We start from the raw sequence: 12,735 nt of genomic DNA, 5'->3' as shown, positions 1-12,735 counted from the left end.
GAGCGGGCGTGCCCGCGAAGCAGGCACCGCGGTGCCTGCTTCGCGGGCACGCCCGCTCCCACTGGGAAAGTGGTGTGGCCAACAGTCGGGCTTAGCCCGGGTCGCGGAAGTCGGGGTGGAAGTTGGCCGGTACGGCCACGCTGACGCTATCGCGGGTGGCAATGTCGATGCCTTCGCTGGCCACTTCTGCCAGGAAGTCGATCTGATCTGGCGTAATCACATACGGCGGCAGGAAGTACACCACGCTGCCCAGCGGGCGCAGCAGGGCGCCACGCGTCAGGGCATGCTCGAACACTTTCAGGCCACGACGCTCTTGCCACGGGTAGGCGACCTTGCCGGCCTTGTCCTGGACCATCTCGATGGCCAGTGCCATGCCGGTCTGGCGAATTTCGGCCACATGCGCGTGGTCGACCAGGTGCGCGGTGGCGCTGGCCATGCGTGTGGCCAGGGCCTTGTTGGCCTCGATCACGTTGTCCTGCTCGAAAATATCCAGGGTCGCCAGCGCCGCGGCGCAGGCCAGCGGGTTGCCGGTGTAGCTGTGCGAGTGGAGGAACGCGCGCAGGGTCGGGTAGTCGTCGTAGAACGCCTGGTACACCTTGTCGGTGGTCAGGCAGGCGGCCAGTGGCAGGTAACCGCCGGTCAGGGCCTTGGACAGGCACAGGAAGTCCGGGCGAATGCCGGCCTGTTCACAGGCGAACATGGTGCCGGTGCGGCCGAAGCCCACGGCGATTTCGTCGTGGATCAGGTGCACGTCGTAGCGGTCGCAGGCATCGCGCAGCAGCTTGAGGTACACCGGGTGGTACATGCGCATACCGCCGGCACCCTGGATCAGCGGTTCGACGATCACCGCGCTGATCGAGGCGTGGTGCTCGGCCAGGGTCTGTTCCATGGCCTGGAACATGGTGCGCGAGTGCTCTTCCCAGCTCGTGCCTTCGGGGCGCAGGTAGCAGTCGGGGCTGGGCACCTTGAGGGTGTCGAGCAGCAGCGCCTTGTAGGTTTCGGTGAACAGCGGCACATCGCCGACCGACATGGCGGCGATAGTTTCGCCGTGGTAGCTGTTGGTCAGGGTGACGAAGCGCTTCTTGCCCGGCTTGCCGACGTTCTGCCAGTAGTGGAAGCTCATCTTCAGCGCCACTTCGATACACGACGAACCGTTGTCGGCATAGAACACCCGGTCGAGGCCGGCCGGGGTCATGGCTACAAGGCGCTCGGACAGCTCGATCACCGGCTGGTGGCTGAAACCGGCCAGGATCACGTGCTCCAGTTGGTCGACCTGGTCCTTGATGCGCTGGTTGATACGCGGGTTGGCGTGGCCAAACACGTTGACCCACCAGCTGCTCACCGCATCCAGGTAGCGCTTGCCTTCGAAGTCTTCCAGCCACACGCCTTCGCCGCGCCTGATCGGGATCAGCGGCAGCTGCTCGTGGTCTTTCATCTGGGTGCAGGGGTGCCACAGGACCTTGAGGTCGCGTTGCATCCACTGATCATTGAGGCCCATGGGCACTTCTCCTGGCTTTGCGGCTTGGTTCGACCGCGTAAGCCTAAGCAATGCCGCAGGGCAGGACAACCGCCGCTGTTCATCGGGTTGCCAGCTACGCTTGCTACCGCGTGGAAACGCTGCAGGCAAAAATGTCAGTGGCGAAAAGGACTTGATGTCACTGCGCTGGCAGGGTCGGTAGACCTGACGTATTCTTAACGCATCTCTCCCGGGGCATTTCTGCCTCTCCACGTTTCTGTAACCCCCTGACTCGGAGTTCGCCGACATGGCTGCTGCTTGGGTGCGCCTGTGCGCGTTGGTATTGATTGGTGTGTCCAGCGGCGCCGCGCTGGCAAAGGACAAGACACCTTCGGCGATCGTCGTGGGTGGCGGCCTGGCGGGCCTGACGGCCGCCTACGAGCTGCAGAACAAAGGCTGGCAGGTAACGCTGCTGGAAGCCAAGCCGGGCATGGGCGGGCGCTCTGGCCTGGCTACCAGTGAGTGGATCGGCAACGCCAAGGCGCAGCCGGTGCTCAACCAGTACCTCGACCGTTTCAAACTTGAAACACTGCCGGCACCGGAGTTCGTGCGTACCCCCGGTTACCTGATCGACGGCGAGTATTTCAGTGCCACCGACCTGGCTACCAAGCAGCCGGCCACCGCCGAGGCGCTCAAGCGTTACGAGAAAACCCTCGATGATTTGGCCCGTTCGATCGAAGACCCGCTGAACCCGCAAGCCAACAGCACGCTGTTCGCCCTCGACCAGATCAACGTCTCCACCTGGCTGGACAAGCTGCAGCTGCCGACCACCGCCCGCCAGCTGGTCAACCAGCAGATCCGTACCCGCTACGATGAGCCATCGCGCCTGTCGCTGCTGTATTTTGCCCAGCAGAACCGCGTGTATCGCGGCGTCAGCGACCGTGACCTGCGTGCCGCGCGCCTGCCCGGTGGCAGCCCGGTACTGGCCCAAGCGTTCGTCAAGCAACTGAAGACCATCAAGACCAGTTCACCCGTGACCTCCATCGTCCAGGACAAGGACGGTGTCACGGTCAAGGTCGGCAGCGTCGGTTACCAGGCGGATTACCTGGTCATGGCCGTGCCCCTGCGCGCCCTGGCCAAGATCCAGATGACCCCGGGCCTGGACAGCCAGCACCTGGCGGCGTTGAAGGGTACCAACTATGGCTGGCGCGACCAGCTGATGCTCAAGTTCAAGAAGCCGGTGTGGGAAAGCCGGGCGCGCATGTCGGGCGAAATCTTCAGTAACGCAGGCTTGGGCATGCTGTGGATCGAACCCGCGCTCAAGGGTGGCGCCAACGTGGTGATCAACCTGTCCGGCGACAACGCCCGCCTGCTGCAGGCGTTCGGCGACAAGCAGATGGTCGATCAGGTGCTGATCCGCCTGCATGCGTTCTACCCACAGGCCCGTGGCTCGTTCACCGGTTACGAGGTCAAGCGCTACAGCACCGACGCTGGTACCGGCGGCGCCTACCTGGCCTATGGTCCGGGCCAGATCAGCAAGTACTGGCGCCTGTGGGAGCGCCCGGTGCAGCGCATCACCTTTGCCGGTGAGCATACCGACGCCCTCTACCCAGGCACCCTGGAAGGCGCCCTGCGCAGTGGCCAGCGCGCGGCCAGCCAGGTGCAGGACCTGCTGGCCGGCAAGTCGTTCGACCCGGCCAAGGCGGCACCAGTGGCGGCGGCGGCAGCTGCAGGCGCCGTGGCGGCCAAGGAGAGCAAGGGCGGGTTCTTCTCCAACATGTTCGGTGGTTCTTCCGACAAGGGCGACAAGGCTGACAAGGCCCCGGTCAAGGCCGAGCCGAAGCCGGTCGATGAGGCCAAGCAGGATAAGCCGGGCTTCTTCAAGCGCCTGTTTGGCGGGGCGGACAAGCCTGAGGTGAAGGCCGAGCCGATTGCCAAGGCCGAGGAAGTGGCACCTGCCCCAGCCCCAGCCCCGCAAGCAGCGCCGGCCCCGGTTGCGCCAGCGCCTGTGGTCAAGGAAGCAGCGGCCAAGCCTGCTGCGTCCAAGGCTACGCCTGCCAAGCGCGCACCGGCGCACAAGCCAGCCCAGACCAAAAAGGCGACTGCCAAGTCCGAACCGGCCAAGAAAGCTGTGGCCAATACTCAGGCCAAAGCGGGTTGATTTGTTGACTTTGCTGGCCCTATCGCCGGCAAGCCAGCTCCCACAGGATCATCATAGGTTCGAAGGCCTGTGCAATACCTGTGGGAGCTGGCTTGCCGGCGATGAGGCCAGTACAGGCAGTACAAGACTGGTCCCACAGGTTGGCCTGCTCCTGAGCTTGATGCAGGCCTTGTGGGAGCTGGCTTGCCGGCGATAGGGCCGGCACTGGCAACCGCTGATTACCCAACTATCGTTAATGTTTCCTTAATGGGAAGCTTACAGAATACATATCGTATTTATCGATAATCCAAAGCAGTTTTTTACGCTTTTATTCGATGCGTTACGCGTTAGTCTGTGTACAGCTTTCACGGGGAAACACGTCAACATGCAACTGCGCAATTCACCTTCTCGCTACGGCGTGGTCAGCATCGTCCTGCACTGGGGCGTGGCTCTGGCAGTCTTCGGCCTGTTCGGCCTGGGCCTGTGGATGGTCGGCCTCGACTACTACAGCCCTTGGCGCAAGGCCGGCCCGGACCTGCACAAAAGCATTGGCCTGGTGCTGCTGGCGGTGATGCTGCTGCGGGTGCTCTGGCGCTTCATCAGCCCGCCACCACCGGCACCAGGCAGCCACGGCGCATTCACCCGCCTGGCAGCCAAGTTGGGCCACCTGGCCCTGTACGTTGGGTTGTTCGCGGTAATGATCGCCGGTTACCTGATTTCCACCGCCGACGGTGTCGGCATTCCGGTGTTTGGCCTGTTCGAAGTGCCGGCACTGGTCAGCGACCTGCCCGACCAGGCAGACCTGGCAGGCGTGATCCATCTTTGGCTGGCCTGGGGCTTGGTGATTTTTGCCGTGCTGCATGGCTTGGCAGCGCTCAAGCACCATTTCATCGACCGTGACGCGACCCTGACCCGCATGCTGGGCCGCAAAGCTTGACTCTCAACCTCAATTGCAAAGGAAGGAAGTAAGGATGTTGAAAAAGACTTTTGCCGCTCTGGCGCTCGGTACCGCTCTGCTCTCCGCCGGCCAGGCCATGGCTGCCGAGTACAAGATCGACAAGGAAGGCCAGCACGCGTTCGTTGACTGGAAGATCAGCCACCTGGGCTACAGCTTCATTCACGGTACCTTCAAGGACTTCGACGGCAACTTCACCTGGGACAGCGCCAAGCCTGAAGCCAGCAAGATCAACGTCGACCTGAAAACCGCCAGCCTGTGGTCGAACCACGCCGAGCGTGACAAGCACATTGCCAGCGCCGACTTCCTCGACGTGAAGAAGTATCCCGAAGCCAAGTTCGTCTCCACCAGCGTTAAGCCGACTGGCGACAAGACTGCTGACGTGACTGGCGACCTGACCATGCACGGTGTGACCAAGCCGGTCACCTTCAAGGCCACTTTCAACGGTGAAGGCAAGGACCCATGGGGCGGCGAGCGCGCTGGTTTCAACGCTACCACCACGCTGAACCTGAACGACTTCGGTATCAAGGGCCCGGGCGCTACCTCGCAGACCCTGGACCTGGATATCAGTGTTGAAGGTGTGAAGCAGAAGTAATTCTTACCTGCTGAAAACTGAGGGGGCCGCTTTGCGGCCCTATCGCGACACAAGGCCGCTCCTACAGGGATTTACGTAACCCTGTAGGAGCGGCCTTGTGTCGCGATAGGGCTGCGAAGCAGCCCCCTCGGTGCTTCTGTCAGCCCTTGCGGGTCAGCAGCGCCGGGCGCTCACCGCGCGGGCGGCTCGGCAGGTCATCCAGCTGCTCTGGCGTCGGGTAACGGTCGAGCTTGGACTCCTTGCGGATGATCACTGGCTGTTTTTCCGGCTGGCGCGGGTTGCGCACGGCCGGCTCTTGCCGTGCAGCATCGTCACGGGCCGGGCGACCACGGCCGCCAGCATCACGACGGGCGCCGCCACCATTATTGGCGCGGGGCGGACGTTTCTCGCCGCCACCGCTGCTGCGCGGCTGGCCGCTATTGCGACCCTGGCCACCGGCGTTGCTGCGCTGGCCATTACCCTGGCCCTGACCTTGGCCGGCATTGCCACCCGGGCGGCGATTGCGGCCCTGGTTCTTGCCCTGGTACGGGCTGACATAGTCGGCACGGTTGCCGAAGTTGTCGATATCGTCGTCCAGGAACTCTTCCGGATCACGGTCGACAGGCACTTTCGGCGCACTGCTGTTGCTGGCCTGCTGTTGCTGCTGGCGTGGCTTCTTGTCACGCGGCTTGCGTTGCTGTTGTTGCTTGTCGCCGCTCTTTTCCTTGTCGGCCGGCTTGTCCGCAGCCTGTTGCTTGGCCTTGCCTTTATCCTTGCCCTTGTCCTTGCGGCCGCCGTTGGCGTCTTTGCCGCCGTCGCCGCGGGCCTGCTGGTTACGGCCACCACGGCCATTGTTCTGCTGGCGTTCGCGTACTTCAGGCTTTTCTGCTTCAACCTGGCTGGCGTCGAAACCCATCAGGTCGCCGTCCGGGATCTTCTGCTTGGTTACCCGCTCGATGCTCTTGAGCAGTTTCTCTTCATCCGGCGCGACCATGGAAATGGCCTCGCCCGAACGCCCGGCACGGCCGGTACGGCCGATACGGTGGACGTAGTCTTCCTCTACGTTCGGCAGCTCGAAGTTGACCACGTGCGGCAGCTGGTCGATGTCCAGGCCACGGGCGGCGATGTCGGTGGCGACCAGTACGCGCACGCTGTTGGCCTTGAAGTCGGCCAAGGCCTTGGTGCGGGCGTTCTGGCTCTTGTTGCCATGAATTGCGGCGGCGGTCAGGCCGTGCTTTTCCAGGTACTCGGCCAGGCGGTTGGCGCCGTGCTTGGTGCGGGTGAACACCAGTACCTGTTCCCAGGCACCCTGGGTGATCAGGTGCGCCAGCAGCGCGCGCTTGTGGCTGGCGGGCAGGCGGTAGACGCGCTGCTCGATACGCTCGACGGTAGTGTTCGGCGGGGTGACCTCGATACGCTCCGGGTTGTGCAGGAGCTTGTCGGCGAGGTCAGTGATGTCCTTGGAGAACGTGGCCGAGAACAACAGGTTCTGGCGCTTGGCTGGCAGGCGAGCGAGGACCTTCTTGACGTCATGGATGAAGCCCATGTCGAGCATGCGGTCGGCTTCGTCCAGCACCAGGATTTCCACGTGGGCCAGGTCAACCTTGCCTTGGCCGGCCAGGTCGAGCAGGCGGCCCGGGCAGGCGACCAGCACGTCCACACCCTTGGCAATGGCCTGGATCTGCGGGTTCATGCCGACGCCGCCGAAAATGCAGGCGCTGACCAGTGGCAGGTCACGGGCATAGACCTTGAAGCTGTCATGCACCTGGGCTGCCAGTTCGCGGGTCGGGGTCAGGACCAGCACGCGAGGTTGGCGCGGGCCATGGCGCTGCGACTTGTCGGGGTGGCCGGCCGGGAACAGGCGCTCGAGGATCGGCAGGGCGAAACCGCCGGTTTTACCAGTACCTGTCTGTGCGGCGACCATCAGGTCGCGGCCTTGCAACACGGCGGGAATCGCCCGCTGTTGCACGGGGGTCGGCTGGGTATAGCCCGCAGCCTCGATAGCGCGGACAAGAGCCTCGGAGAGACCGAGGGAAGCAAAGGACATGGGCAATCCTGTTCTCGTGTGGGCTGGGCCCGTTTGGGATGTTCTGCCTGGCGCGACGGGCATCGGTGGGATGCGATCGCGTCCGGTCCAGCTGGGCTTTCACTGCACATCCGGGTAGCAGAGGGTGGACGCGAAAGTGCGTCGATGCCGATCGGGATGCCTGTTGCGAGGCCGAGCGTCCGGGCGTGAGCCGGGCGGGAAGGCCCGAGTATAACAGAGCTATCGCGCTGTGCTGCTTTCCTGCTGCTCAACGGCGTTGAGAATGTTTCCGATGTCGCCTGTGTAGCGGTTGTTGATTGCTGCATAGGCCGGTTCCAGCTTGAAGCGCCGCAGTTCCACGGCGAAGGCCTGGGCCAGTGCTTCCCGCCCCGGCTTGCGCGCCAGCGCCAGGTACTGGGGCTGGCGGCTGATCACCAAGGGCAGCTCCTCGACCTGCTTTTGGAGGCCCAGATGCCGCAGCAGGTAATGGCCGACCTTGCGGTCGGTGATTGCCAGGTCGATGCGGCCCAGCATCAGCTTGCCGAAGTTGGCTTCATGGGTAGGTGCAGCTTCGCGCCGGAAATGTACGGCTTCGTTGAAAGCGGCACCATAGGCGTAGCCGGGTGAGGTGCCGACGGTTAGGCCGGCAAGGTCATCGAGAGTCTTGACGGCATGGCGTCGAGTGCGGGCCTGGAACAGGACGAACTCTACCTCCGACATGGGCTCGGGGGCGTACACCAGGTAGTGCTGGCGCGACTCGTTCTGGAAGATATCCATGATGCCGTCGGCCAAGCCCTGCTCGATCATTGCCAGGCAGCGCTTCCACGGCAGGAACTCCCACTCCACCTCGACGCCAAGGCGCTCGAACACCCGGGTGGTGACTTCGTAGTCGATGCCGCGCGGTTGGCCGTCGTGCTGGTACGCATAAGGTGCCCAGTCGTCGGTCACCAGGCGCAGGCGCTCGCCCAAGGCCAGCGGGCTCAGGCAGGCGAGCAACAGGATCCAGAACAGACGGGCGACGTGTGGCATGGCCGGAGATTACGCGCTCGGCCTGTTCAAGGCCAGTGAGGATGATGTTCTCCTGTGCCGGCCTCTTCGCGGGTAAACCCGCTCCCACAGGATCTCTGCTGGCTTGCAGGCTCGCGATGTACTTGTGGGAGCGGGTTTACCCGCGAAGAGGCCGGCACAGGTTTACTCAAGTGTGGGATGACCTCAGCAGGTGCGCCTCGATATCCTTGCGCCGCTCGCCCAGCGACAGGCGCAACCCCGGGTGGCGCAGGCACTGGCGCAGTTGCTCGGGCTCCACGTGGCCATGGCGGGCGTTGAGGTTTTCCAGGGCCTTGTCCCACCAGGCCGGCGCGCAGGCGCGGTCGAACTCATTGGGGTAGGGGTAGCAGCCATACAGCAGTTCTCGGGCGAACTGGCGCTCGTGGCTTGGCAGGGTCATGCTCAGCGCCTTGTAACCCAGGCGTTGCAGGGCCGGCGGCCGTGGCAGCTGGTCATTGACCAGGGATACGTCGGCCAGCGCCGCCTGGCTCAGCGGGTCGTGGCCGTGCTTGCGCAGCCAGGCCTGGATCTTGGCGCGGAACTGCGCCTTTCGGCTCCAGTAGTGGTGGATGACATCTGTGCATTCGGCCAGCTCCAGCGTGCGGTAGGCTGCCACCGCCAGGCAGAACTCCTCGAGGGTATACGCCTCGCGAGCCAGGGGGTGGAACTCGTCCATCATGGCGATGGAGCGGTCCAGGGTGCCGGCGTCTTCGGCGCTGAGGCCGATCACCCCCGAGTTGACCAGTGGCATCTGGCAATCGGCCAGGCCCCTGGACTCGAGGATGGCCAGCAGGTTCTTGTACAGCAGGCACTTCTGGTTGCTGCCGTAGCGCGCACCGATGGCATTGCACAGCAGGCGCCCTGGGGCCACCCGGGCAAACAGCTCCAGCGGCGATTTGCGGAAGAAGGTGTCGGTGTCGATCAGCACTGCCAGCGGGTGTTGCTGCAGCACCTGGCGCAACAGCACATGCTTGCTGCGAAAGTGATAACCGTGAGGGGCGTTCCATGCCTGGCGCGTGGCTTCGTCCAGCAGGTGTAAGGTGACCGGCAGGCCGGCATAGGGCTGCGGGTTATCGGTATAGACCTGGATGTCCATGGCTTCGCTCGCTGCCATGCCCAGATGGGCGAGGGCGCTGACGATGCTGAAGCAGGCCTCCTGATGGTAGGTTGCCGGGCCAAAAGCCAGGTAGACGAGCTGTGGACGCGATGGCTGGAGGGGCTGCATGGCAGGCAAGACCTGTGTAACCGGAAAATGAATAAGGCTTTAGTCTATGACCAAAGCCTTAATCAAATCTTAAACAGATTTTGCAAAAAATTTCAGCGCGGCAGCTTCAGATTGTTCCAGATCGCCAGGCTCGGCTCGGCCTGGTTCAAGGTGTAGAAGTGCAGGCCCGGTGCTCCGCCTTGCAGCAGCTGTTCGCACATGCGGGTGATCACTTCTTCGCCGAATGCCTGGATGCTGGCGGTGTCGTCGGCATAGGCTTCCAGCTGCTTGCGGATCCAGCGCGGGATCTCGGCGCCACAGGCGTCGGAGAAACGCGCCAGCTTGCTGTAGTTGGTGATCGGCATGATGCCGGGTACCACCGGGATGTCCACGCCCAGCTTCTGCGCGCGCTCGACGAAGTAGAAGTAGCTGTCGGCGTTGAAGAAGTACTGGGTGATGGCGCTGTCGGCACCGGCCTTGACCTTGTGCACGAAGTTGGCCAGGTCAGCCTCGAAGTTGCGGGCCTGGGGATGCATCTCCGGGTAGGCGGCCACTTCCAGGTGGAAGTGATCGGCAGTTTCCTGGCGAATGAATTCGACCAGGTCGCTGGCGTAGCGCAGTTCGCCACTGGCCATGCCCATACCCGATGGCAGGTCGCCACGCAGGGCGACGATGCGCTTGATGCCTGCAGCCTTGTATTCGGCCAGCAGGGCATGCAGTTCGGCCTTGGTGTCGCCTACGCACGACAGGTGCGGTGCGGCAGGTACCTTCACTTCGCTTTCCAGCTGCAGCACGGTGTTCAGCGTGCGGTCGCGGGTCGAGCCACCGGCACCGTAGGTGCAGGAGAAGAAGTCCGGGTTGTAGGCGGCCAGCTGGCGGGCGACGCCCATCAGCTTTTCGTGACCGGCATCGGTCTTGGTCGGGAAGAACTCGAAACTGTAACGGCGTTCCTGGGACATCAGGCGTTCCTCTGGCAGCAAGCTTCAAGCGGCAGGCTGCAAGTAAAAGCCAGATCGGTTATGGCCGGCCTGGCTTGGGCATCGTTCAAGATCCGTGATGCTTGAGCTGCAAGCGGCAACGGCATGGTCTGCCTTTGATTGCCGCTTGAAGCTTCAAGCTGGCCGCTTAGTAGCGGTATGCGTGTGGCTTGAACGGGCCTTCGACGGTCACACCAATGTAGTCGGCCTGCTGCTTGGTCAGCTGGGTGACCACGCCACCGAAGCCGCGGACCATTTCCAGGGCCACTTCTTCGTCGAGCTTCTTCGGCAGTACTTCGACAGTCAGGCGCTCGGCTTTCTTCTCGGGCGACAGGTCGGCGAACTTCTGCTCGAACAGGAAGATCTGCGCCAGTACCTGGTTGGCGAAGGAACCGTCCATGATGCGGCTTGGGTGGCCAGTGGCGTTACCCAGGTTTACCAGGCGGCCTTCGGCCAGCAGGATCAGGTAGTCGTCGTTCTGCGGGTCGAAGCTGCCAGCGCCGGTGCGGTGGATCTTGTGCACCTGCGGCTTGACCTCTTCCCAGGCCCAGTTCTTGCGCATGAAGGCGGTGTCGATCTCGTTGTCGAAGTGGCCGATGTTGCACACCACGGCACGCTTCTTCAGCGCCTTGAGCATGTTGGCGTCGCAGACGTTGACGTTACCGGTGGTGGTCACGATCAGGTCGATCTTGCCCAGCAGGGCCTTGTCGATGCTGGCTTCGGTACCGTTGTTGATACCGTCGATGAACGGCGAAACCACTTCGAAACCGTCCATGCAGGCCTGCATGGCGCAGATCGGGTCGACTTCGGTGACCTTGACGATCATGCCTTCCTGGCGCAGGGACTGGGCCGAGCCCTTGCCCACGTCACCGTAGCCGATCACCAGGGCCTGCTTGCCCGACAGCAGGTGGTCGGTACCACGCTTGATGGCGTCGTTCAGGCTGTGACGGCAGCCGTATTTGTTGTCGTTCTTGCTCTTGGTAACCGAGTCGTTGACGTTGATCGCCGGGACTTTCAGCTCGCCCTTGGCCAGCATGTCCAGCAGGCGGTGCACGCCGGTGGTGGTCTCTTCGGTCACACCGTGCACGCGCTCCAGCACTTGCGGGTATTTCTTGTGCAGCAGCTCGGTCAGGTCGCCACCGTCGTCGAGGACCATGTTGGCGTCCCATGGCTGGCCATCCTTGAGGATGGTCTGCTCCAGGCACCACTCGTACTCTTGTTCGGTTTCACCTTTCCAGGCGAACACCGGGATACCGGCGGCGGCGATGGACGCGGCGGCCTGGTCCTGGGTGGAGAAGATGTTGCAGGACGACCAGCGCACTTCGGCACCCAAGGCAACCAGGGTTTCGATCAGCACGGCGGTCTGGATGGTCATGTGGATGCAGCCCAGGATCTTCGCACCCTTGAGCGGTTGCTCGGCCAGGTACTTGCGACGCAGGCCCATCAGTGCAGGCATTTCCGATTCGGCGATGATGGTTTCGCGACGACCCCAGGCGGCCAGGGAGATGTCGGCGACTTTGTAATCGGTAAAACCAGCAGGCATGTTTGCAGCGCTCATGAGAGCCTCCATTCGTAGTGTGCGAATGGGCGCCGTTGTGCGTTAAGCGCCCGCGAGAGCGAGCAACGCCCCATCCGAGCCTGACAGGCCTAGCCTGCTGCAGCGCCCCTCGGACAGGTGGCGGGCATGGCGCCGCTGTGGGCGGCCATGTGAAGCGGCGGAGATTATAGCCGCGCCCGTCGGCTTGCCCAAGGTTTTCTGTCGATTAATCGCGACGATAGTCGATGTTCAATGGAGCGACAGCGGCCGCTCTGCCATCATTGCTGCACGTTAGCCAAGCAGGTCAGGAGTACAGATGAACTTTCATACCCGCAAGTGGGTTAAACCCGAAGACCTCAACCCAAATGGCACTTTGTTCGGTGGCAGCCTGTTGCGCTGGATCGACGAAGAGGCTGCGATCTACGCCATCGTCCAGTTGGGCAACCAGCGTGTGGTGACCAAGTACATATCGGAAATCAACTTCGTCAGTGCCTCGCGTCAGGGCGACATCATCGAGCTGGGCATCACTGCCACCGAGTTCGGCCGTACCTCGATCACCCTCAAGTGCGAAGTGCGCAACAAGATCACCCGCAAGGCCATCCTCACGGTCGACAAGATGGTCTTCGTCAACCTTGGCGAGGATGGGTTGCCGGCGGCGCATGGGCGGACCGAGATCAAGTACATCCAGGACCAGTTCCCGGATTCGGCAGTGGAATGAACATTCTGGGGCTGCTTTGCAGCCCATCGCGACACAAGGCCGCTCCCACAAAAGGAAAACGATCTCCTGTGGGAGGGGACTTGTGTCTGGAAAGAGGCGTA

Annotated in this window: 10 protein-coding genes and 1 riboswitch; of the genes, 4 read left to right on the top strand and 6 right to left on the bottom strand. The window is 62.9% G+C overall.

The annotated features are described in order from the left end of the window. Positions 1-91: 91 nt before the first annotated feature. Positions 92-1,498: an adenosylmethionine--8-amino-7-oxononanoate transaminase gene (locus ACLCGK_RS09490; protein ID WP_410951888.1), complete on the bottom strand. Its 1,407-nt coding sequence runs from the start codon at positions 1,496-1,498 to the stop codon at positions 92-94. 265 nt (positions 1,499-1,763) lie between these two features. Between ACLCGK_RS09490 and ACLCGK_RS09485 the strand changes: the two genes are divergently transcribed. The 3 genes from ACLCGK_RS09485 (at position 1,764) to ACLCGK_RS09475 (ending at position 5,146) form a co-directional block, all read left to right on the top strand. Further along, a complete protein-coding gene (locus ACLCGK_RS09485; protein ID WP_410951887.1) occupies positions 1,764-3,617 on the top strand; it encodes an FAD-dependent oxidoreductase in 1,854 nt (617 codons plus the stop codon). A gap of 364 nt (positions 3,618-3,981) precedes the next feature. After that, positions 3,982-4,533 carry a cytochrome b gene (locus ACLCGK_RS09480; RefSeq protein WP_410951886.1) on the top strand — a complete coding sequence of 184 codons (552 nt, stop codon included), beginning with the start codon at positions 3,982-3,984 and terminating at the stop codon, positions 4,531-4,533. Positions 4,534-4,567: 34 nt separating this feature from the next. Next, complete coding sequence (locus ACLCGK_RS09475) at positions 4,568-5,146, top strand: YceI family protein (RefSeq protein WP_013974517.1); 579 nt, start codon at positions 4,568-4,570, stop codon at positions 5,144-5,146. A 139-nt stretch (positions 5,147-5,285) separates the two neighbouring features. Here ACLCGK_RS09475 and ACLCGK_RS09470 read toward each other — a convergent pair whose 3' ends face one another. The 5 genes from ACLCGK_RS09470 to ahcY all read right to left on the bottom strand — a co-directional run bounded on the left by ACLCGK_RS09470 (position 5,286) and on the right by ahcY (position 11,937). Continuing rightward, a complete protein-coding gene (locus ACLCGK_RS09470; protein ID WP_410951885.1) occupies positions 5,286-7,172 on the bottom strand; it encodes a DEAD/DEAH box helicase in 1,887 nt (628 codons plus the stop codon). 219 nt (positions 7,173-7,391) lie between these two features. Next, the gene (locus ACLCGK_RS09465) at positions 7,392-8,180 is read right to left on the bottom strand and encodes a substrate-binding periplasmic protein (RefSeq protein ID WP_410951884.1); all 789 of its coding nucleotides are present in this window, start codon (positions 8,178-8,180) and stop codon (positions 7,392-7,394) included. 166 nt (positions 8,181-8,346) lie between these two features. After that, positions 8,347-9,423, bottom strand: coding sequence for a hypothetical protein (locus tag ACLCGK_RS09460; protein WP_410951883.1), 1,077 nt, complete (start codon positions 9,421-9,423; stop codon positions 8,347-8,349). A gap of 92 nt (positions 9,424-9,515) precedes the next feature. Next, positions 9,516-10,361: a methylenetetrahydrofolate reductase [NAD(P)H] gene (gene metF, locus ACLCGK_RS09455; RefSeq protein WP_410951882.1), complete on the bottom strand. Its 846-nt coding sequence runs from the start codon at positions 10,359-10,361 to the stop codon at positions 9,516-9,518. Positions 10,362-10,527: 166 nt separating this feature from the next. Continuing rightward, the gene (ahcY, locus tag ACLCGK_RS09450) at positions 10,528-11,937 is read right to left on the bottom strand and encodes an adenosylhomocysteinase (RefSeq protein WP_013974512.1); all 1,410 of its coding nucleotides are present in this window, start codon (positions 11,935-11,937) and stop codon (positions 10,528-10,530) included. Positions 11,938-11,957: 20 nt separating this feature from the next. Next, a riboswitch (S-adenosyl-L-homocysteine riboswitch) is annotated at positions 11,958-12,054 on the bottom strand. A gap of 178 nt (positions 12,055-12,232) precedes the next feature. On the opposite strand from ahcY, the gene ACLCGK_RS09445 reads away from it, so the two are divergent. Further along, on the top strand, positions 12,233-12,634 hold the full coding sequence (locus ACLCGK_RS09445) for an acyl-CoA thioesterase (RefSeq protein ID WP_003257757.1): 402 nt from the start codon (positions 12,233-12,235) through the stop codon (positions 12,632-12,634). Positions 12,635-12,735 lie beyond the last annotated feature (101 nt).

The sequence above is a fragment of the Pseudomonas sp. S1(2024) genome (genome assembly GCF_046557535.1).
The sequence above is the reverse complement of the archived record's forward strand: the minus strand, read 5'-3'. Positions and strand labels throughout refer to the sequence as shown.